This is a genomic window from Caenimonas soli, from assembly GCF_013155545.1.
GTDB classification, from domain to species: Bacteria; Pseudomonadota; Gammaproteobacteria; order Burkholderiales; family Burkholderiaceae_C; genus Ramlibacter; species Ramlibacter soli.
In genome coordinates this window covers 96696-117564 of record NZ_JABJVV010000005.1, presented here as the reverse complement: position 1 = coordinate 117564, position 20869 = coordinate 96696, and the positions used below count along the sequence as shown (strand labels likewise).

The 20869-nt window shown below is 66.8% G+C and carries 19 protein-coding genes; 13 read left to right on the top strand and 6 right to left on the bottom strand.

The features are described from left to right. Positions 1–131 precede the first annotated feature (131 nt). The gene (cqsA, locus tag HNE04_RS09245) at positions 132–1376 is read left to right on the top strand and encodes an alpha-hydroxyketone-type quorum-sensing autoinducer synthase (protein ID WP_172218249.1); all 1245 of its coding nucleotides are present in this window, start codon (positions 132–134) and stop codon (positions 1374–1376) included. 22 nt (positions 1377–1398) lie between these two features. Here cqsA and HNE04_RS09240 read toward each other — a convergent pair whose 3' ends face one another. Further along, positions 1399–2376: a DNA-binding transcriptional response regulator gene (locus HNE04_RS09240; RefSeq protein ID WP_207717504.1), complete on the bottom strand. Its 978-nt coding sequence runs from the start codon at positions 2374–2376 to the stop codon at positions 1399–1401. Positions 2377–2415: 39 nt separating this feature from the next. Then, positions 2416–3747 (bottom strand): sensor histidine kinase, encoded by a 1332-nt coding sequence (locus HNE04_RS09235; protein WP_328700297.1) that lies wholly within the window; start codon positions 3745–3747, stop codon positions 2416–2418. Positions 3748–3836: 89 nt separating this feature from the next. On the opposite strand from HNE04_RS09235, the gene HNE04_RS09230 reads away from it, so the two are divergent. From HNE04_RS09230 to HNE04_RS09220, 3 genes are read left to right on the top strand one after another with little or no spacing between them, the layout of a single operon-like run. Continuing rightward, positions 3837–4478 carry a helix-turn-helix transcriptional regulator gene (locus HNE04_RS09230; RefSeq protein WP_328700296.1) on the top strand — a complete coding sequence of 214 codons (642 nt, stop codon included), beginning with the start codon at positions 3837–3839 and terminating at the stop codon, positions 4476–4478. Between the two features lie 50 nt (positions 4479–4528). Next, the gene (locus tag HNE04_RS09225) at positions 4529–5443 is read left to right on the top strand and encodes a hypothetical protein (protein ID WP_172218247.1); all 915 of its coding nucleotides are present in this window, start codon (positions 4529–4531) and stop codon (positions 5441–5443) included. Between the two features lie 3 nt (positions 5444–5446). Continuing rightward, entirely contained in the window at positions 5447–6217 is a 771-nt protein-coding gene (locus tag HNE04_RS09220) for a type III pantothenate kinase (RefSeq protein ID WP_172218246.1), read from the top strand. A gap of 6 nt (positions 6218–6223) precedes the next feature. Here the strand turns inward: HNE04_RS09220 and HNE04_RS09215 are convergent, their stop codons facing one another. Then, complete coding sequence (locus tag HNE04_RS09215) at positions 6224–7327, bottom strand: M14 family metallopeptidase (RefSeq protein ID WP_172218245.1); 1104 nt, start codon at positions 7325–7327, stop codon at positions 6224–6226. Next, on the bottom strand, positions 7324–8520 hold the full coding sequence (locus tag HNE04_RS09210) for a M20 aminoacylase family protein (protein WP_172218244.1): 1197 nt from the start codon (positions 8518–8520) through the stop codon (positions 7324–7326). Before HNE04_RS09210 ends, HNE04_RS09215 begins: the two co-directional genes overlap by 4 nt. Positions 8521–8605: 85 nt before the next feature. Between HNE04_RS09210 and argE the strand changes: the two genes are divergently transcribed. After that, on the top strand, positions 8606–9781 hold the full coding sequence (gene argE, locus HNE04_RS09205; RefSeq protein ID WP_407926598.1) for an acetylornithine deacetylase: 1176 nt from the start codon (positions 8606–8608) through the stop codon (positions 9779–9781). A 283-nt stretch (positions 9782–10064) separates the two neighbouring features. On the opposite strand, the gene HNE04_RS09200 is transcribed toward argE, so the two are convergent. Beyond that, the gene (locus HNE04_RS09200; RefSeq protein WP_172218243.1) at positions 10065–11195 is read right to left on the bottom strand and encodes an ABC transporter substrate-binding protein; all 1131 of its coding nucleotides are present in this window, start codon (positions 11193–11195) and stop codon (positions 10065–10067) included. 63 nt (positions 11196–11258) lie between these two features. Here HNE04_RS09200 and HNE04_RS09195 point away from each other — a divergent pair, with 63 nt between their 5' ends. From HNE04_RS09195 to HNE04_RS09165, 7 genes are read left to right on the top strand one after another with little or no spacing between them, the layout of a single operon-like run. Continuing rightward, complete coding sequence (locus HNE04_RS09195) at positions 11259–13334, top strand: molybdopterin-containing oxidoreductase family protein (protein WP_172218242.1); 2076 nt, start codon at positions 11259–11261, stop codon at positions 13332–13334. Between the two features lie 14 nt (positions 13335–13348). Further along, a complete protein-coding gene (locus HNE04_RS09190) occupies positions 13349–14419 on the top strand; it encodes an aminopeptidase (RefSeq protein WP_172218241.1) in 1071 nt (356 codons plus the stop codon). Beyond that, positions 14412–14795: a polyhydroxyalkanoic acid system family protein gene (locus tag HNE04_RS09185; protein WP_172218240.1), complete on the top strand. Its 384-nt coding sequence runs from the start codon at positions 14412–14414 to the stop codon at positions 14793–14795. The genes HNE04_RS09190 and HNE04_RS09185 overlap by 8 nt, the downstream gene beginning before the upstream one ends. Positions 14796–14802: 7 nt before the next feature. Next, on the top strand, positions 14803–15741 hold the full coding sequence (locus tag HNE04_RS09180) for a LysR family transcriptional regulator (protein WP_172218239.1): 939 nt from the start codon (positions 14803–14805) through the stop codon (positions 15739–15741). Positions 15742–15778: 37 nt separating this feature from the next. Next, a complete protein-coding gene (locus HNE04_RS09175; RefSeq protein WP_172218238.1) occupies positions 15779–17014 on the top strand; it encodes a CaiB/BaiF CoA transferase family protein in 1236 nt (411 codons plus the stop codon). Beyond that, positions 17011–17928, top strand: a complete 918-nt coding sequence (locus tag HNE04_RS09170; RefSeq protein ID WP_172218237.1) for a hydroxymethylglutaryl-CoA lyase — start codon at positions 17011–17013, stop codon at positions 17926–17928. The genes HNE04_RS09175 and HNE04_RS09170 overlap by 4 nt, the downstream gene beginning before the upstream one ends. Before the next feature lie 29 nt (positions 17929–17957). Further along, positions 17958–18932 carry a Bug family tripartite tricarboxylate transporter substrate binding protein gene (locus tag HNE04_RS09165; RefSeq protein WP_172218236.1) on the top strand — a complete coding sequence of 325 codons (975 nt, stop codon included), beginning with the start codon at positions 17958–17960 and terminating at the stop codon, positions 18930–18932. Between the two features lie 17 nt (positions 18933–18949). On the opposite strand, the gene HNE04_RS09160 is transcribed toward HNE04_RS09165, so the two are convergent. After that, the gene (locus tag HNE04_RS09160) at positions 18950–19204 is read right to left on the bottom strand and encodes an acyl-CoA-binding protein (RefSeq protein WP_172218235.1); all 255 of its coding nucleotides are present in this window, start codon (positions 19202–19204) and stop codon (positions 18950–18952) included. Between the two features lie 152 nt (positions 19205–19356). On the opposite strand from HNE04_RS09160, the gene HNE04_RS09155 reads away from it, so the two are divergent. Next, positions 19357–20853 carry a wax ester/triacylglycerol synthase family O-acyltransferase gene (locus HNE04_RS09155; protein ID WP_172218234.1) on the top strand — a complete coding sequence of 499 codons (1497 nt, stop codon included), beginning with the start codon at positions 19357–19359 and terminating at the stop codon, positions 20851–20853. Positions 20854–20869: the final 16 nt, after the last annotated feature.

Genomic DNA, 20869 nt, shown 5'->3' with positions numbered 1-20869 from the left:
TAATCAGTAACTGGTTGCATCAGTACCAGCGAGCTTTTTGGGCACCCCCCTGTCAGACCTGACAGGGGGTAGGCGGCGAAAATTCCCAATTGCCTCTTCAATGGGCGCACCCATTTCTATACAGGTGCACCATGGAAGTAGTTGAAGCCGTCGTTCAGACCCCCTCCTGCGAGCCCCGTCTCCCCGCCGCTCTTCGCAATCGTATCGACCGGGAGTTCTCCGCGCGCTGGACGCAGCAGTGGGGCGGCAAGTTCGTCCTGCACGGAAGACCCGCCGGCCCCGGGGCCGTCCGCCTCGATGGCAACGATTACCTGGGCGTGACCGGCCACCCGGAGATCGTCCAGGCGCAGGTTTCTGCGCTGCGGCAGGACACCGAGGCGGTGGTCCAATCCGGCGTCTTCCTGCTGGACAGCCACCCGGCGCATGCCCTGGAAAAAGGGCTCGCCCACTGGATCGGCAAGGAGGACGGCTTTCTCTGCCAGTCCGGCTATGCGGCCAACCTGGGCCTGCTGCAGATCATCGCCGACGAGCAGACTCCGGTGTACCTGGACAGCCTGGCCCACATGTCGCTGTGGGAAGGCGCGCGAGCGGCCAAAGCGCCGGCCCATGCATTCCGCCACAACGACCCGGCGCACCTCGAGCGCATGCTTCAACTGAAGGGGCCCGGCGTCGTGGTCGTGGACTCGGTGTACAGCACCACCGGAGCCTTGTGTCCCCTGCGCGAGATCGTCGAGGTGGCCGAGCGGTACGACAGCATCATCGTGGTGGACGAATCCCATTCGCTGGGCACCCATGGCCCCGCAGGCGCCGGCCTTTGCGCGCAGCTGGGCCTGACGCACCGCGTCCACTTCATCACTGCGAGCCTGGCCAAGGCTTTCGCCGGACGCGCGGGCTTCTTCACGGCACCGGCCAGCATGCGTTACTACACGCTCATCTCGGCCTTCCCCAACATCTTCAGCTCGTCGCTGCTGCCGCATGAAGTGGCGGGCCTGGCGGCCACTCTGGGGGTGATCCGCCGCAGCGACGACGCCCGCGCCCGCCTGCACGCGAACACTGCGAGGCTGCGCTCGAGCCTCAGTGATGCGGGGTATCCGATCCATCAAGGCACCGAGCAGATCATCTCGCTGGAAGCCGGCACCGAGTCCGCCGCAATGCGCTTGCGCGATGTCCTGGAAGAGCGCGACGTCATCGGTTCGATCTTCTGTGCACCGGCCACGAGCAAGAACCGCGCGATGGTCCGCCTGACCTTGAGCGCCGGCCTGACCGAAGCGGAAATGGCGCACGTCGAGCGCGTGGCGCGCGAGGCGGCGCCCATTCTCCAGCCGTGGGACTGGCCGATCGCCCGCCGCGCGCGGGCGATGGCGGGCCGGAGCTAGACGCATGAAGGCAGGCTGGGCCTCAGCCTTGCACATTGCGCTTGTCCTGGCGCGCCAGCCAGCTGCTGTAGCTGTTGGCTGGGTCCGGGCAATGGGCCGGGTCCACCGAGAACACGGCGCCCAGCAAGGCAGCATCCTGGCCCACGGGGAAGGCGGCGGTCAGCTCGGGCGGCTCGGTCCGGCCGAGCGACTGCCGCAGTTCGAGATTCGCGAGTTTGCGGCCCGAGCGGATGTCGTCCAGCCCGGCGGCCCGGACACCTTCCAGTTCGGCCAGCTCCGCCAGTGCCGTGAGGCCGTCCAGCGTCTCCAGCTGCAGCCAGCTCACGTTGCCTGACGCATCCATTCCCAGCACGCCGAAAGGATCCCCGATGACCACGTGCTCGATCCAGCGCTTGGCCGCAAACCCGGCGAGGTCGCGCGCCACCGAGGGGATGCGCAGCAGCGCGTTCTGGGCCGGACCGAGAGATGCCCTCCAGGTCTGGGCGTGACGCGGGTTCGGTGTGCCCAGCAGATGTTCCACAGCCTCGATCAACCGGCGCGAAATGTCCGGTGTCTGCTTGGCGATGAACTGGTCGATCAGGCCGCGGTTGAAGGCGCGGACGGCCACCTGCTCGTCCGCCTGGCCTGTCAGGAGCACCCGCGAGCCAGGCCAGTCCCCCAATTCGCCCAGGGCCTGCAAGCCGTCCATCGCCGGCATGGAGTAGTCGACCACGCAAACCCGCGTGAGCGCGTAGCGCTCGGTGTACTTGGACCAGTAGCCCAGCACCTGCGGTATCAGCGGCCGGCCCGCCCGCCACTGGTCGATCAGCTGCTGCTGGTTCCAGGCGTCCGCTTCCCAGAACGGCGGCTCCTGCTGCAGGTAGTTGATGCACTCGACCGGCCGCAGGAACAGCTTCACGTGCCAGTGCCGGGGCAGCACCATGGCCAGCATTTCCAGGTAATCGGGATCGTCGTCCAGGAAGACCACGGTGCCGGGGCGGTGAAAGATGGGAAAGCTCATGAGGCGGGCGCGGCGAGCGTGTGGTTTGTATTCATTGTGCTAATTCAGGATGGGCAATTCAATGGTGAAAGTCGCCCCCTGTCCAGGTTCCGACTTGACTCGTATGGTCCCGCGCGCGCTGTGGATCACCTGCTGGCAAAAGGCCAGGCCCAGGCCATGGCCGGTGCCGCGATTGGTGGAGAAGAACGGCTCGAAGATGCGGGACTGGGCCTCGACGCGGATGCCCACGCCCCGGTCGGCCAGGACGATGAGGCCGCGAGCGGGCAGCGTGCTGACTTCGATGGCCAGGTCGCCCGGCTGCACGGCGCTGCTGGCCGCGGCCAGCGAGCGCAGCGCGTTTTTTATCAGGTTGTCGATGACCTGGGTAAACAGGGCGCGCGAGCCCTCGAAAATGAAATCGTTGTTCACGCGGACGGTCACGCAGTCGTGCTCGCGGACACTGCGAAAGGGGTAGTTCGCCACTGCCTCGCGCACGAGTTCCCCGGCCGATACGGCCTCCTTGTAGCCGGGCAGCCGCGTCAGCCGCGCATTGGCGATCTGCGTGTCGATCTGGTGGTGCATGTTTCGCACCAGGGTGTGCAGCCGCGTCGAGAGCTGCTCCAGTGTCCGTGTGGTGTCCGGGTCGCAGTTCGCGGCGGCGCTGCGGACCGCATCGCCCACCAGTGCCATCGTCGCGAGCGGCGTGCGCAGCTCGTGCGCCATGATGCCCATCGTGGTCAAGGTGTGGGCCAGGTGCTCTCGCCGCAGGTTGGCCGACGAAACGCCCAGCAGCAGCCCCATGCTGACGCAGAAGGCGATCACCATGGTGTTGGTGAGCAGCAGCTCCGTGCTCATGGGAGGCAGTGCCGGGCCGAAGAACTCGAACAAGATCCGCGCCAGGACCCCGCCCGCGGCGATGCCGACCGTGGCGATGCGCCAGTCCGTGGCGAAGTAGTAGGTCAGGATCATCGCCGCCATGCTGGCCAGCCAGGCATGGTTGCCGGCGTTGCACAGGTACATGTAGCTGAAAAGAAAAGGCAGCTCGAACCAGAATACGGCGGTGAAGACCTGGCCGGACAGCCGGCTGGTCGGATCGCCGCTGATGCGATTGCTGAGCAACAGCAGCCCCAGCGATGCCGTCGCGAGGCGCAGGGGCAGGTTCTCATAGGGCTGCGGCAGCCACACCGCCCATACGAACCAGAACAAGGGATGGCCGAACAGCGTGAACAGACCGAGCCCCTTCATCCGCAGCGGCGAGGGATGCAGCACCGGAACCAGGGGGGCGGTGACCACTTCCTCCTTCAGCCAGCGTCCCATCCGATGCCACGCCGATGGCCCGGCGGCGGGCGCCGTCATGGCGGGGGAAATATTGCGGGCGCTTTCTTGTGGCACAACCGGCATTCAATCAGATGGCAAGGAGCGTGCTATTGTCCCGGTTCTTTGAAAACACGTCGATGCAGTTACCTGTTAACTTTGACAGTGTGAGCCTTGACGGGCTCCTGAGCGACTGGGTCGGCGCGCTGCGTGAATTTTCGGTAGAAGCCGTCGCTGTATTGGGTCCTGACCCCTTTGGCAGCAGCGAGGACCGCCAAGTCGTGGCCGTGCACCCGCCCATAGTCGCAGACGCCGCCAAGGCTCTTGCGGAAAGCCGCGACTTCGGCGCGCCCTGGCGCGACTCCGATGCGCCCCTCGTCGCCTGGCAGTACATCGCCAAGTCGGATCATCTGAGTTCCAGCCGCTGGCGCCTGTTGTGGCTCGCCCACGGCTTCCAGACCGTGGTGCGCGTGGAGTTCTCGTTGCCGGCGGGACGGGCATTCGAGTGCTTCATGTTCAGCCCGCGCGAACTCACCGATCGCGCCGAGGCGGCTTCGCTGGTCTGGTCGGCCCTGAACATCTGGCCGCTGGTCAAGCGTTCCATCGCGCTCGCGCGCTCCACGCTCAGCCCCCGCGAGCGCGAATGCCTGGTGCTGGCCTTCCAGGGCCTCACGGCGCGCGAGAGCTCGGTGCTGCTGCGATGCACCGAGCGGACGGTGAATTACCACCTGGCCAATGCCATGGGAAAGCTGAAGGTAGACAACAAAATGGCGGCTATCCAGCGGGCTTGCTGGCTGGGCGCGATTTGAGGGTGTCCCCCGAAGGGTTTATATTGCGGCAAACACCCGAAGCGCACGCCATGGCCGATCACGACCGCACAGCCTCCCTGATGACCCCCTCCAAGCTGGCGCAAGTCAAGCCCAAGGGTCCCGCCACACCGGCGGCATGGCTTGACCAGATGGCGGCCGACGCCGGGCATCAGCACGCGCGGCGGCTTGCGGAGCTGTGCAAGGACCTCCGGGCCCAGGCGCAGCAGCGGGACATTTCGCCCCTGATCTCGGAACTGGCTCGGCTGGGCGAGGCCTTGGCGGGGCTGGATTTCGGCTTGCTCCAGGCCCGGGGCTGGTGGGCGCGCACTACCGGCAAGAGCCGTACCGCGGGCGCGGAGTTCACCAGCCAGTTCGAGCAGATCGAGTCAGTGGCCGAAGGGCTGCTCGCACAGGCCCAGGCCGTGCAAAAAGGCCAGCTGGACAAAGTCCCGGCCAGCGAACGCGCGCTGCTGGAGCTGGAAGTCGAGTTCCGGGCCATCGACAAGATCATCGACCAGGCCGCCCGCTGGTTGCAGGACATGCGAAACCAGATCAAGGAGCGGCAGGCGGCAACCCCCGATGAGTCCGCCCAGCAGCAGATCACGGACGACGCCGCGCGCTGCGAGATCCTGGTGACCCGGCTCAAGGCGCTGCGAGCCGTGAGCTCGGCCGCGCAGCAGGCGCACCAGCAGGGGCAAGGCGCCGCCGCCCGCCGCGGATCGCTCTCCAAGCTGCTGCAGCAGGTGTCCGCCGAGGTGAAGTCCTGGCAGGCGCATATCTCGGCCCTGGCCTCGGCAGCGGGCAATAGCAGCGCACCCTCGCTGAAACTCGACGATCCGATGGAAAGCCATCGCGAGCTCCAGCTGCGCATCAAGCAGGCCATTGCCGATTGCACCCAGCTGCAAGGGCAGGAAAAAGTGGTGGCCGACAGCCTGGGCGCGCTGGGCGCGCAACTCGAAGCCTGACCCGTGGCATTTCTAGCCGTCGACGTCGGCAACACACGCCTGAAATGGGCGTTGTACGAGTCCCACGCTCGCGGCGCGGCCCTGCTCACTCACGGCGCCGAATTTCTTGAAAACATCGACAAGCTGGCGGACGGCGACTGGAGTGCGCTGGCCCATCCCGAGCGGATGCTGGGTTGCGCGGTGGCTGCGGATGCGGTCAAGCGCCGCGTCGAGGAGCAGATGGAGGAACTGTGGGACGTGCCGGCCCAATGGGTGGTGCCCGGCATAGCCGAGGCGGGGCTCGTCAACGGCTACGACCATCCGACGCGGCTCGGATCGGACCGCTGGGTCGCGATGATAGGCGCTTGGCACCGCATGCTGGCGCAAGGCGCGCCCAGGCCCTTGGTGGTCGTCATGGTGGGCACAGCCGTGACGGTCGAAGCCGTGGATGCCACCGGCAAGTTTCTGGGCGGTTTCATCCTGCCGGGCCACGGCATCATGCTGCGGGCGCTGGAATCCGGAACGGCCGGCCTGCACGTGCCGACCGGCGATGTCCGCGAATTCCCGACCAACACCAGCGATGCGCTGACCAGTGGGGGCACCTATGCGATCGCCGGCGCGATCGAGCGCATGGTGCAGCACGTGCGCAGGCATTGCGGCGCCGAGCCCGCTTGCTTCATGACCGGGGGTGCGGGCTGGAAGATGGCCCCGCACATGTCGGTGTCCTTCGAACTGGTGGAAAGCCTGATCTTCGACGGCTTGATGGAGATCGCCCAGAGCCGGCTGGCGCCCTGAGATTACTCAGCTCGCCAGGCCGTCGGCCGCCTGGAACAGCACCTCGCGGCCCTGCCTGAGTACCTCGTTCTTCCACTCGTCCGTGTCGGTGTAGAAGGCGTCCTTCATCTGCTGCTTGATCTGCGCCGCCAGCGCCGGCGGCGCCTCGGGATGCACGTGCAGCCAGTGCTCGCCGCGCAGGGCCTGGAGCGTATCCAGCACGGGGACAGTGCCGTATTCCAGGGCAATGCCCGTGTATTGCGCCTGCGGGCACTCCTCGTAGGCCGCGCCCCACATCAGGCCGGTGAGAAATGCCGAGGTGGAGGAGCCGTCGTAGATCGATGTCACGGGAGTCGCCCCCTGGCCGCTCCACCAGGCCCGGGCGCGGGCCACCGCCGCCTGGTCGTCGCGGCCGGCGAAGATGCGCTCGCCCACGCCGCTGGGGCCCAGCCCGGTGTGGATATCGATCCAGGCGATGCGCGTCGCGCGCCGACCGTGCGCGCGGAGAATCTCGCGCAAGGCCAGGTTGCTCCAGGTGGGCTCCGTCCCGCCGAAGAACAGCCCGTCCGGAAAGTCGTGCTGCCCGCGCGTGATCGCCGCCTGCAGCGACGCCTCGCCATGCGTGGCGATGTAGTTGCCGATGGCGGCGCCGTTGGCCGGCGAGGGCGGCCATTCGTCCGGCAGCAGCAAGGGCTGTATGTCGCGATAGGCCTGGTTGACCGGCAGCGGCTTGCTGAAGTCCTGGAAGTTGCGGTTCAGGTCCACGTTCTCATGGGTGGCGCGGCGGATGTGGGAGAAACCGTAGGGATTGAGCGCGTGGACGTAGAGCACGGCCACGCCGCGCCGGGCGGCGTGCTCGCGCCACTGCGCATCATGCAGCGCGGCTATCTGCACGCCGCTGCCGCAAAAGCCTTCCACGCCGTGGCAGGCGCTGCTGACGATCAGCAGCTTGTCGGCGCCGGGATGGCCGTCGCGCGCGACGTCCATCGCCAGCTCCTCGCCGTCGCGCCCCTTCAGCGGATGAGGCTTGCTCTCCACCTGCAGCCCCGCGGCGGCAGCAGCGGCCAGGAACCGGATGCGAGCTTGCGCGTAGGAGGGCGAGAAGACGTCGTGAGCGGTTGTTCCACTCATGCCTTGTCCTTTGCCAGCCAGGCCTCGGCCAGCCGCACCCAGTAGGTCGCCCCCAGCGGGATCAGGTCGTCGTTGAAGTCGTAGCTGGGGTTGTGCAGCATGCACGGGCCGGCGCCGTGGCCCATCTCACGGTGGCTGCCGTCCCCATTGGCGATGAAGCAGTAGGCCCCCGGCTTGGCCTGCAGCATGTAGGCGAAGTCCTCGGAGCCCATGGTGGGCTCCTGGGACTCGACGTTGTCCTCACCGACGATGGACGCCATGACCTTGCGGGCGAACTCGGCCTCGGCGGCGGAGTTGATGGTGGGGGGATAGTTGCGAACGAACTGGAACTCGCAGGCCGCGTCGTGTGCCGCGCACACGTGCTCGGCTATCTGCTGCATCCGCTTTTCGATCAGGTCCAGTACTTCCAGCGTGAAAGTGCGCACGGTGCCCTGCAGCTCGCAGCTGTCGGGCACGACGTTGGTGGCCTCGCCGGCATGGATCATCGTCACGGAGATCACGCCCGCGTCGATCGGCTTCTTGTTGCGGCTGATGATGGTCTGGAAGGCCTGCACCATCTGGCAGGCGATCGGCACCGGGTCGATGCCGTTGTGGGGCAGGGCGGCGTGGCTGCCCTTGCCGCGGATCGTGATCTTGAACTCGTTGCTCGAGGCCATGACCGGCCCCGCGCTCACCGCGAACTTGCCCACCTGGCTGCCGGGCCAGTTGTGCATGCCGAACACGGCTTCCATCGGGAACTGGTCGAACAGGCCTTCCTTGATCATCTCGCGCGCGCCGCCGCCGCCTTCTTCGGCCGGCTGGAAGATGAGGTACACGGTGCCGTCGAAGTTGCGGTTCTTGGCGAAGTGCTGGGCCGCTGCCAGCAGCATGGCGACATGGCCGTCGTGTCCGCAGGCATGCATTTTTCCCTGGTGCTGGCTGGCATGGCTGAAGGTGTTGAACTCTTGCATGGGCAGCGCGTCCATGTCGGCGCGCAGGCCGATGGCGCGGTCGCTGTTGCCGGCCTTGACGATGCCGACCACGCCGGTTTTGCCCAGCCCGAGGTGAACCGGGATGCCCCATTCGGTCAGCTTTTTGGCCACCACGTCGGCTGTGCGCACCTCCTCGAAACACAGTTCGGGATGGGCATGGATGTCGCGCCGGATGGCGGCGATGGCGGCCGCCTGGGTCACCAAGGAGTCGAGGATATTCATGACAAATGTTTATCGCTGGGGAGTCCTCCAGTCTAGCCCGGCGGGTGGTTCCACGCTGAGTCAGGATATCCGCGAAAATCCCTAGATGAACCCAATGACTACCGCGGTTTCTCCGCGTGCACTCGAGCTGGCGCAGGCGATGGTTCGCATGAATACCGTGAGCGCCAATTCGAACCTTCCGCTTATCCACCTGGTGCGCGATGAACTGGCCCGGCTCGGTGTCGCCAGCCGCCTGACCTTCAACCAGGAAAAGACCAAGGCCAACCTGTTCGCCACCTTGGGCGAGGGCAAGCCGGCCGGCATCATTCTTTCCGGTCACACTGACACGGTGCCCTGGGACGGCCAGAACTGGTCCGGCGACCCGCTGAGCGCTCAGGTGCGTGACGGCAAGCTCTACGGCCGAGGCTCGGCCGACATGAAGAGCTTCATCGCCATTGCGCTGGCCCATGCCGAGGTCTTCCTGCGGAGCAACGCGCCCTTCGCCATCCATTTCGCTTTCAGCTATGACGAGGAGGTCGGCTGTTTCGGCGTCAAGGAGCTGATTGCCGACATGCGCGACGCCGGCGTCAAGCCGCTGGCTTGCATCGTGGGGGAGCCCACCAACATGGTGCCGGCCATCGCGCACAAGGGCGTCTATCGCTACAAGTGCTGCGTGCGCGGCAAGGAAGCGCATTCGTCGCTGACGCCGCAGTCCGTCAACGCCATCGAGATGGCGGCGCGCGTGATCGGCAAGGTGCGCGATATGGCCGAGGGCTTCGAGCGCAACGAGCCGCGCTACGAGGGATTCGACGTGCCGTTCTCAACGGCGAGCGTCGGCCAGTTCCACGGTGGCATCGCCGACAACGTGGTGCCACGCGACGCCGAGTTCCGCTATGAATTCCGCGACCTGCCCACCGCCGACGCCAGGGCGATGCAGGAGGAAGTGCTGGCCCATGCCCGCTCGCTCGAGCCGGCGATGAAGCAAGTGGCGCCCGACGCCGGCTTTCGCTTCGAGACCATCTGCGAGATTCCCAGTTTCCTCGGCACGGCCGAAAGCAGTATCACCAAGCTGGCCCAGCGCCTGTCGGGCGAGCAGCGAACCACGCAAGTGGCCTTCGGTACGGAAGCCGGGATCTTCAAGAATTCCGGCATCCCGACGGTGGTGTGCGGACCCGGCAGCATCACCCAGGCGCACCAGCCGGATGAATACGTGAGCCTGGAGCAACTGGCCCGCTGCGAGGCCTTCATGCGGGGACTGGCTGCGACGCGCGAGATCGGCTAGGGAAATCCGAGCAGGAATGCGGAGGCACGCGGCAAAGGCGTGTCCGGGCAGGCCGCGTCGCATCGACAAGGCGGTCGGTGCTTCGCACCGACTTCCCTGGGTTTGCTCGATTTCGCGGCCCGTCGCAGAACTCGCTGCGCGCCCTGAGGCCGCTTCGCTCAAACAGCTGCGACAAGTCGCGACGCCGACCCCAGGCCGAGCCTCGCAGCGGAGTCGGCGCAAAGCGCCGACCGCCACAGTATGAGCCCCTGCCGGGTACCGCCTGCCGCGACGCGAGGTACAGCTATTCCCGAACCTTGCCCTGCGAGTCGATCAGGCTCAGTTCGACCATCCTGGAGGCGACGCGGTCTTCGGCGAAGTGGACGCGGAAGCCGCCGACGTTGACATCGTCGAGCCCCTCGATCGCCTTCTTCAGGCGCGCGCGGTTGGGGTCGCGCTGGATGCGGCGCAATGCCTCGGAATACACGCGCGCGGCGATGTAGCCCTCCAGCATGTACACGTTGGGCTTGCCCAGCTTGGCGGCTTCCGCGTCGGCCAGCAGGTCGCGCACCACGGCAACTTTGGGGGTGTCGCTCTTGGGTACCACGCGAACTACCACGACGCCGGCCCCGATAGACCCCAGCTCTTCGGCCAGCAGGCTCTCGCCGGTGTTGGAGAAGCCGTAGATGGGGCCGCGGAATCCCTTGGCGCGAATATCGCGCACGGCGCTGGCGGCGGTGTTCGAGTCGCCGATCACCAGCACCGACTCGGGCTTGGCGGCCACGGCTTTGTCCACGCTGTTGGCGATGCTGCCGCTGGACATCACCGCATTGGCCACGACGTTCGCGCCGAGGCTGGACATGGTTCGCTGCGCGGAGTCGAGCGCGGCGAGCGATTCGCTGTCATTGCCGTGCAGGATGGCGAGCCGCCTGGCGCCCAGCGTTTCGGCATGGCGCGTGATGGCGGCGGCTTCCTCGGAATAGCCCGGCCGTATCGAATAGACGTTGCCGTACATCGCACCGCGGAATTCGTCCGCCGCGGACATGGGCGCGAACATCAGTACGTCGCCGTCCCTGATCATCGGATAAGCCGCCGTGACCTGGGGCGACCCGTAGTAGCCGAAGAGCGATAGGATGCCCTGGTCCAGCAGCTTCTTGGTGTTGGCGGCGGTCTGCTGGGCATTGCCCCGGTCGTCGAGCGTGACCAGTTCGATCTTGCGGCCGTTGACGCCGCCGGCGGCATTCACCCGGTCGAAGTAGAGCTTGGCTCCCTGATGGAAAGGCAATGCAAGCGCCGACCCGGGGCCTGTGAGGGCCACCGACTGGCCCAGCACGATGCTGGTCTTGCTCACACCGTCCTGGGCCTGGGCAGCCACACTGGCAAGGGCCAGGGCGGCTACCATCAGGCTCCGGGCCAACGATTTGATGTTCTTCATGCTTTGTCTCCTGCAAAACCCGTGTGAAAAGCTGAGCTTGCGCGCAAACTATAGGGTTACCTCATGAGCGGCACCATCGGCATCTCCCCTAGACTGGGTCCAGTGACAGCCTCCCGTCAGGTAATAGGCGCCTGCCCCCACGACTGTCCCGATACCTGTTCATTGGTGACGACGGTCGAAGACGGGGTCGCGGTCAAAGTCCAGGGCAACCCGGATCACCGCCATACCGATGGGGTTCTGTGTACCAAAGTCTCGCGTTACACCGAACGAACCCACCATCCAGAGCGCTTGCTGCATCCCATGCGCCGCAGCGGCCCCAAGGGATCGGGCCAATTCGAACGGGTGAGCTGGGGTGAAGCGCTGCAAGACATTGCCCAGCGGCTCGAGGCCATAGCGGCGCGCGACCCCCAAGCGATCCTGCCATACAGCTACGCCGGCACCATGGGGCTGGTGCAGGGCGAGGGCATGGCTGCGCGCTTTTTCAACAAGCTCGGCGCATCCTTGCTGGACCGCACCATCTGCGCCAGTGCCGGCGGCGAGGGCCTGACCCAGACGCTGGGCGGCAAGGTCGGCATGAAGGTGGAGTTCTTCGCGCAATCGAAGCTGATCCTCATCTGGGGAAGCAACTCGATCGCCAGCAACCTGCATTTCTGGCGCCTGGCCCAGGAGGCCAAGCGGGCCGGCGCCAAGCTGGTGTGCATCGATCCGCGCCGCAGCGAGACCGCGGAAAAATGCCACGAGCATCTGCAACTGCGGCCCGGGACCGACGCCGCGCTGGCCTTGGCGCTGATGCACGAGCTGATCGTCAACGACTGGCTGGATCACGACTACATTGCCCGGCACACGCTCGGATGGGACGGCTTGCGCGAACGGGCGCTGCGCTGGAGCCCGGAGCGGGCCGCAGCGGTGTGCGGCATTGCCCCTGAGCAGATACGCTCGCTGGCGCGCGATTGGGGCACGACGCAACCAGCCGCCATACGCCTGAATTACGGCATGCAGCGGGTGCGGGGCGGGGGCAACGCGGTGCGCGCCATCGCCTGCCTCCCGGCACTGACGGGGGCTTGGCGCGACCGCGCCGGCGGCGTCCTGCTATCGAGCTCGGGCATGTTTCCTGTCGACAAGGCGGCGCTGCAGCGGCCCGACCTCTTGGCGGGCCGCTCGCCGCGCACCATCAACATGAGCACCATCGGCGACGACCTGCTGCGCCCGGCATCGGCGCAGTTCGGGCCGAAGATCGAGGCGCTGGTCGTCTACAACAGCAACCCGGTCGCGGTGGCGCCCGAGTCGTCCAAGGTGGTGGCGGGCTTTGCGCGCGAGGACCTGTTCACCGTGGTGCTGGAGCACTTCCAGACCGACACCGCCGACTACGCCGACTACATCCTGCCCGCGACCACCCAGCTGGAACACTGGGACGTGCACGCTTCCTACGGCCACACCGACGTGCTCTTGAACCGACCGGCGATCGCGCCGCTGGGCGAGGCGCTGCCCAACACCCAGATCTTTCGCGAGCTGGCGCAGCACATGGGTTACACCGAAGCCTGCTTCGCCGAGGACGACGAGAGCCTGTGCCGCAGCGCCTATGGGGACAAGGTCGATTTCGATCTGCTGCTGGCGCAGGGCTATGCCACGCTGGCGATGCCCGATGCGCCGTTTGCCGAGGGCGGGTTTCCCACGCCCTCGGGCAAGTGCGAATTCTTCAGCGAACGCCTCGCCCGGCAAGGCCAGGACGGCCTGCCTGACCATCTGCCCAACTACGAGGTGGCCGATGCAACGGGGCGCTTCCCGCTGGCCATGATCTCGCCGCCGGCGCGCAACTTCCTCAACTCGAGCTTCGTCAATCTGCGCAGCCTGCGCGACATCGAGGGCGAACCGCTGCTCGAGATCCACGCCAGCGATGCGGCGGCGCGCGGCATTGCCTCCGGCTCCGTGGTGCGGGTCTTCAACGATCGCGGCGAATACCGTTGCAAGGCCAAGGTGTCCGACCGCGCGCGACCCGGCGTCGTCAACGGGCTCGGCATCTGGTGGCGCAAGCTCGGCCTGGATGGCACCAACGTCAACCAGCTCACCAGCCAGAAGCTCACCGACATGGGGCGCGGCCCGGTGTTCTACGACTGCCTGGTCGAAGTCGAATCGGCGTGAGGCGCGGGCTGATCATGGCACTCACAGGGGTCGTGGCGGTGGTGGCGGCGGCAACGCTGTGTCTCTCGGGGTGTTCCAACCTGGGTTATTACTGGCAGTCGGCCAGCGGCCACATGAAGATGATGGGCGCGGCCAAGCCGGTCGACGAGTGGCTGGCGGATCCGCAGGCGCCCGAGCGTCTCAAGACACGGCTGGCCCTCAGCCAGCGCATCCGCGATTTCGCCGTGTCCGAACTCAAGCTGCCGGACAACCCCAGCTACCGCCGCTACGCGGACCTGCGGCGCAGCGCCGTGGTCTGGAATGTGGTGGCCGCTCCCCCGTATTCCCTCACCTTGAAGCAATGGTGCTTCCCCGTCACGGGCTGCGTGGGTTACCGCGGCTATTTCGACGAGGCCGAGGCCCGGGCCGAAGCCGCCCGGGTCTTGGCCGAAGGCCTGGAAACCAGCGTCTACCCAGTGCCCGCTTATTCCACGCTGGGCTGGATGAACTGGGCCGGCGGCGATCCGCTGCTCAACACCTTCATCAACTACCCGGAAGGCGAACTCGCGCGCTTGATATTTCACGAGCTGGCCCACCAGGTGGTCTACGCCAAGAACGACACGATGTTCAACGAGTCGTTCGCGACCGCCGTCGAACGCCTGGGCAGCGCTCGCTGGCTGGCGACGCAGGCCCCCGATGCCGCGCGCCAGGAATACGCGCAGTTCGATAGCCGGCGCAACCAGTTTCGCGCCCTGGCCCGCGACACCCGCAAGCGCCTGGAACAGATTTACCGGGACAACGAGGGTGTCGAGCGGATTGCCTTGAAGGCAGTGGCCCTCGAAAAATTCCGGCAGCACTACGAGCAGCTGCGAGACAGCTGGGGCGGGGACCCCACGCGCTTCCGCGCCTACGATCGCTGGGTGGAAGGTGCCAACAATGCGTCGTTCGGCGCGCAGGCGGCCTACGACGAACTGGTTCCCGGCTTCGAGGCCCTGTTCGAGCGGGAGGGCCGGGACTGGAAGCGGTTTTATGATGCGGCAAAGGCTTTGGCCGCATTGCCCCAAAGCGAGCGCCACAAGCTGCTAAAAGGAGACACAGGTGCCTGACATCCATATCACACGCGAACACTCACTGGGCTTGCCGGAGGCGCGCAAGCTGGCCTTCAGATGGGCGGAGGCGGCCGAGGAGAAGTTCGACATGGAGTGCACCTACGAGGAGGGCAAGAGCGCGGACCTGGTGAGCTTCACGCGGTCGGGCGTGAATGGCGAACTCAAGGTGACCAAGGACAGGTTTCAGCTAGACGCGCGGCTGGGATTCCTGCTGGGCGCCTTCAAGGACCGTATCGAAGGCGAGATCGTGAAGAACCTGGACCTGCTGCTGGCGGAGAAGGAACCTGCGAAGGCTTTCGATCACGCGCTGGCGAAACGGGCCGCCGCCAAGAAGGCACCGGCAGCGAAGAAGACTGCCGCGCGCAAGAAATAGCCCTGCGGTGGCCGCCCCCTACAACCTGGCGCGTTTCGACCTGGTGTCGATCCGCCTCGCGGTTGCCTGCGCACAGACCGGCAGCCTGACGGCCGCCGCCAGGGAATCGCACCTGGCGCTGGCGGCCGCCAGCCGCCGCATCCGCGAGCTGGAGGACGCGCTGGGGTCGGTATTGTTCGAGCGCCACGCACGCGGCCTGCTGCCCACTGCGGCCGGCAGGCTTTTCGTCAAGCATGGCCTGGCGTTGTTGCAGACGATGGAACAGCTGGGCGGCGAGCTCACCGATTTGCGCCAGGGCATTGCCCGCCATGTGCGGCTGTGCGCCAGCACTGCGGCCATCAACCAGTTCCTGCCCCCGCTGCTGGCGCGTTACGCGAAATTGCATCCGCATGTCCGCGTGGATCTGGAGGAGCATGTCTCGGAAGCGGTGGTGGCCGCCCTGCGCGAATCGCGGGCGGATGTCGCCGTGTTCGTCGAAGGGCCCGACGTCACCGGCCTGGAAACCCGGCTGTTCCGACACGACGAGCTGGTGCTGGTCTTGCCCGCGGGCCACCGGCTGGCGGGCGCGCGCTCGCCGCTGGCGTTTGTCGACGCCCTGGACGAGGACTGGATCAGCCTGAACACCGGCGCCGCCATGCTGCAACAACAGCAGCAGGCAGCGCTGGCGGCGAACAAGCCGTTTCGCCTGCGCATGCAGGTGCGCAGCTTCGACGCGGTGTGCCATCTCGTGGCGTCGGGCCTGGGTCTGGCCATATTGCCCAAGGCGGCAGCCGAGCCGATGATTCGCGCGATGCGGCTGCAATCGAGAGCGCTGGCCGACCCCTGGGCCAAGCGGCGCCTGCTGGTGGCCACGCAGGCCGGGCAGGGCGATGCCGGCATTGCGGCGCTGGTGGATTTCCTGGTCGAGCCTTCGCAAAAGCCGAAGGCTGCCGCTCGCAGGAAGTAATGGACCTTAGGGGCCCGCCGCGCGCAGACTGCGCGGCATGGCTACCTTACTTTCTTCATCGACAAATCCCCCGGCCGGTCCCCTCGCCGGGCTCAAGGTCCTGGAACTCGGCCAGCTGATCGCGGGCCCCTTCGCCGCCAAGTCGCTCGCCGATTTCGGCGCCGAGGTGATCAAGATCGAACCGCCCGGCGCGGGCGACCCCCTGCGCAAGTGGCGCCTGCTCAAGGATGGCACCTCGGTGTGGTGGCAGGTGCAGTCGCGCAACAAGCGCTCGATCGCGCTGGACCTGAAGTCGCCTGACGCGCAGGACATCGTGCGGCGCCTGGCGCGCGAGTCGGATGTGCTGATCGAGAACTTCCGGCCCGGCGCCATGGAAGGCTGGGGCCTGGGGCCCGATGCGCTGCTGGAGCTCAATCCGCGCCTCATCGTCCTGCGCATCAGCGGCTATGGCCAGACCGGGCCGTACCGCGACCGCCCCGGCTTCGGCGTGGTGGCCGAAGCGATGAGCGGGCTGCGCCACCTGACAGCCGAGCCGGGCCGCGTGCCGGTGCGCGTCGGTGTGTCGATCGGCGACACCCTGGCGGCGCTGCACGGGGTCATCGGCATCCTGCTCGCGCTGCAGCACCGCCATGTGTCGGGCAAGGGCCAGGTGGTGGATGTGGCTCTGTACGAAGCGGTTTTCAACTGCATGGAAAGCCTGTTGCCCGAGTACAGCGCGTTCGGCGCGGTGCGCGGTCCGGCGGGCAGCGCCTTGCCCGGCATCGCGCCCAGCAATGCGTATCCGTGCAGCGACGGCGGCTACGCGCTCATCGCCGGCAATGGCGACAGCATCTTCAAAAGGCTGATGGCCGTGATAGGTCGTCCCGACCTCGCGGCCGATGCGCGGCTCGCCGACAACGCCGGCCGGGTGGAACACGTGGAGCGGATCGATGCCGCCATCGGCGAATGGGCCGCGAGCCGCACCGTCGACACCGTGCTGGCCGAGCTGGACAAGGCGTCGGTGCCGGCAGGCCGCATCTACACGGTGGCCGACATCGCCGCCGATCCGCACTACAAGGCGCGTGGCATGCTCGACCAGATCACCATGGATGACGGTAGCGCTCTCGCGATGCCCGGCATCGTGCCCAAGCTGTCGCTTACGCCCGGCGGCCATCGCCGCAACGCGCCGGCACTGGGGCAGGACACCGACGCGGTGCTGCATGAACTCGGGATCACGCAGGTTCAGATCGACGCGCTCAAGGCGCGCGGCATTGTCGCTGGGAGCACGAAATGAAACAGCGTATCTATTTCAACGAGGTGGTGACGCGCGACGGCTTCCAGATGGAGCCCGACTTTGTCGCCACCGATGCCAAGGTGGCGCTGGTCGACGCCTTGAGCGAATGCGGCTACGCCAAGATCGAGGTGACCTCGTTCACTTCGCCCAAGGCCATCCCGATGCTGCGCGATGCCGAGGAAGTGATGGGCCGCATCCGCCGCGTCGCCGGCGTTGAATACACCGTGCTGGTGCCCAACCTGCGCGGCGCCGAGCGCGCGCTGGAGTCCCGCGCCGACGAATTGAACCTCGTCATGTCCACTTCGGAGACGCACAACCTCGCCAACCTGCGCATGCCGCGCGAGCAGAGCTTCGCCGCCCTGTCCGAGGTCGTGCGCAGGGTGGATGGGCAGGTGCCGGTCAACGTATCGCTCTCGACTTGCTTTGGCTGCCCCATGGAAGGCGAAGTGCCCGAGCAGGAGGTCCTGGGATGGGCGCAGCGGTTCGCCGACCTGGGCGTGCGGGGCCTGACGATCTGCGACACCACCGGCATGGCGCATCCTGCCCAAGTCGCCCGGATGGTCGAAGCACTGCGCCAGCGCTTCGACAGCCTGCAGTTGACGCTTCACTTCCACAACACGCGCGGCATGGGGCTGGCCAACCTGCTGGCGGCGGTCCAGGGCGGCATCGTCCGCTTCGACGGGTCGCTCGGCGGCCTGGGCGGCTGCCCCTACGCCCCGGGGGCCAGCGGCAACATCAGCAGCGAAGACGCCATCCACATGCTCGACGCCATGGGCTTGGACACCGGCATCGACCTGGACAGGCTGCTCGCGGTGGCGCGGGAGTTGCCGCGGCTGGTCGGCCACGAAGTCCCCGGCCAGCTGGCCAAGGCCGGCAGGATTTCCGATCTGCATCCTGCGCCCGCCGTCGCGTAACGACTCACCGAATCACAAGGAAACTCAGCATGACCCTCATTTCCCGCAGAACCTTCGTCGCCGCCGCAGGCCTGGGCGCAGCCGCTTGCGCGCTGCCGGCCCGCGCCCAACTGGCCGGCCGGCCGATCACGCTGGTGGTGCCCGCCACTGCCGGTGGCACCACCGACATCGCGGCGCGCATGCTGGCCGAGCCGCTGGGCAAGATCCTGCAGACCTCGGTGGTCGTTGACAACCGCGCGGGTGGCAACGGCAACATCGGGGGCCAACTGGTCGCGCGTGCGGCGGGCGACGGCACGACTTTGCTGGTGCAGTACTCCGGCTACCAGAGCATCACGCCGCTGGTGCAACCGGTGCCGGGCTTCGATCCCGGTCGCGACCTGAAACCGATCGGCCACCTGATCGACGCGCCGCAGCTGCTGGTGGTGCGCGGCGATTTCCCGGCCAACAACTTCGCCGAGTTCGTCCGCTACGTCAAGGCCAATCCAGGCAAGGTCAACTACGCTTCCAGCGGCAATGGCTCGCTGCAGCACGTGACCACGGAACTGCTCAAGGACCTGACGAAGACCTACATGACCCACATCCCGTACCGTGGCACGGGCGCGGCATTGAACGATCTGCTGGCGGGAACGGTGGATCTGACCATCACCACACCCCCGCCGTTGCTGCCGCACATCCGGGCCGGCAAGCTCAAGGCCTTGCTGGTGACGGGCCGCACCCGCATGGCGGCCTTGCCCAACATCCCGACGGCGATGGAGAGCGGCCTGTCGCTGGTGGCTTCGTCCTGGTTCGGGGTCTATGGGCCAAACAGCCTGCCCGCGGACGCGGTGACCCGGCTTTCCGCCGCCGTGAAGCAGGTGGTGGAGTCGGAGCCGTTCCGCAAGCGCGCCGAAGAGCAGGGTGCCAAGGCGCTGTTCCTGGACGGACCGGCGCTGGGCAAGATGGCCGCCGACGAACGCAACATGTGGGCGCGCATCGTGCGGGCGGCGAACATCAAGGCCGACTGAGGCCTGGGGCCGGGGCTTTAGCTGAGGGAGCCGATCAGGTCGATGTATTGCTGCATGGCGTCGTCCTGCGACGTGCCCTTCAGGCCGTTCCAGGCGTCCCACTTGGCGCGGCCGACCATGTCGCCGAAGCCCGGCTTCTTCTCGCCGTTGTCGCCCGCGGTCGACTGCTTGTACAGCGCATAGAGCTTCAGCAGCGTGGCGTTGTCGGGACGCTCGCTCAGGTTCTTCGAGTTGGCGACAGCGGATTCGAACGCGGCTTTCAGGTCGGCCATGGATGCTCCTTGCTTGTTTTTGCGGTGGGGAACCGCGTCTACCTTTTCCTGGTGTCTGCGGGTAACTTCGCGGTATCTTACGGCCAGCCGGCAACCCAGAATAGAGGCCGGCCCCGAATAACAACCACCCGCCACAGCCCACCGGAGACACCATGGTCACGCGCATCACCGCCCAACAAGCAGCCCGGCGCGCGGGCAAGACAGCCCGCAAGGCGGCCAGCGGCGTGCTGGGCCTCACGGGCGAGCGCATGACCAAGGTGGACACCGCCTGGCTGCGCATGGATTCGCCCAGCAACCTGATGATGATCGTGGGCGTGTGGACGCTCCGGCCCGGCATCGGCTACGAAGCCCTGTGCCAGCGCGTGCAGGAGCGGCTGCTCAAATACAACCGCTTCCGCCAGCGCGTCGAAGAAGACGCGGCCGGCGCGACCTGGGTGGACGATGCCGATTTCGACATCGCGCGCCATGTGATCCGCGAAAAGCTGCCCAAGCGCGCCAAGGGCGAGGAGCAGTCCGCGCTGCAGGACCGCGTGGGCGAGCTGGCGATGCAGCCTCTGGACCACAAGCATCCCTTGTGGCAGATCCATCTGGTCGAGGACTACCGGGGCGGCAGCGCGCTGCTGGTGCGCATTCACCATTGCATCGCCGACGGCATCGCGCTGATCTCGGTGACCATGTCGCTGGTGGATGGCGGGGCGCCGCCCCCGGAGCGCACGCGCAAGGCCGCCCCCAACGGGGCCGAGGACTGGATCACCGACACCCTGATCAAGCCGTTCACCGACATGACCGTCAAGGCGCTGGGCGCGGCGGGCGAGGGCGCCGTCCGTTCGCTGGGCCTGCTGCGCGACCCGCAGAAAGGCCTGTCGGGCTCCCTGGACCTGGCCAAGCTGGCCTATCAGGTGCTCAGCGATGCAGCTTCGCTCGCATTGATGCCCGACGACTCCCGGACCCGCCTGAAAGGCAAGCCCGGCACCGCCAAGCGTGTGGCCTGGTGCGAGCCGATCCCGCTGGAAGAAGTCAAGGCCGTCGGCAAGGCGCTCAACTGCTCGATCAATGACGTGCTGCTCAGTTGCGTGGCGGGCGCCATCGGCGAGTACCTGAAGTCGCTCGGTGACGACGTGACGGGCCAGGAAATCCGCGCCATGATCCCGGTGAACCTGCGGCCGCTGGACCAGGCCTACAAGCTGGGCAACCGCTTCGGGCTGGTGCCGCTGGTGCTGCCGATCGGCATGGAAAATCCGATCGAACGGGTGTACGAAGTGCGCCGGCGCATGAACGCCCTCAAGGGCAGCACGCAACCCTTGCTGGCCTTTGGCTTGCTGGCGGTGGCGGGGCTCTTGATCAAGCCGGCGCAAGAAGCCATGCTCAGCCTCTTTGGCAAGAAGACCACGGCGGTGATGACCAATGTGCCGGGGCCGCGCGAGAAGCTGAAGTTCCTGGGCTCCACCCTGGAGCAGAGCATGTTCTGGGTGCCGCAGTCCGGCGACATCGGGCTGGGCGTTTCGATCCTGAGCTACGGCGGCGGCGTGCAGTTCGGCGTGATCACCGACACCCTGCTGTGTCCCGATCCGCAGAAGATCATCGACGAGTTCGAACCGGAATTCGCCAAACTCTCGCTGGTGACCCTGATGCTCCCCTGGGGGGAGTAGGGAATGGATCCCGGAT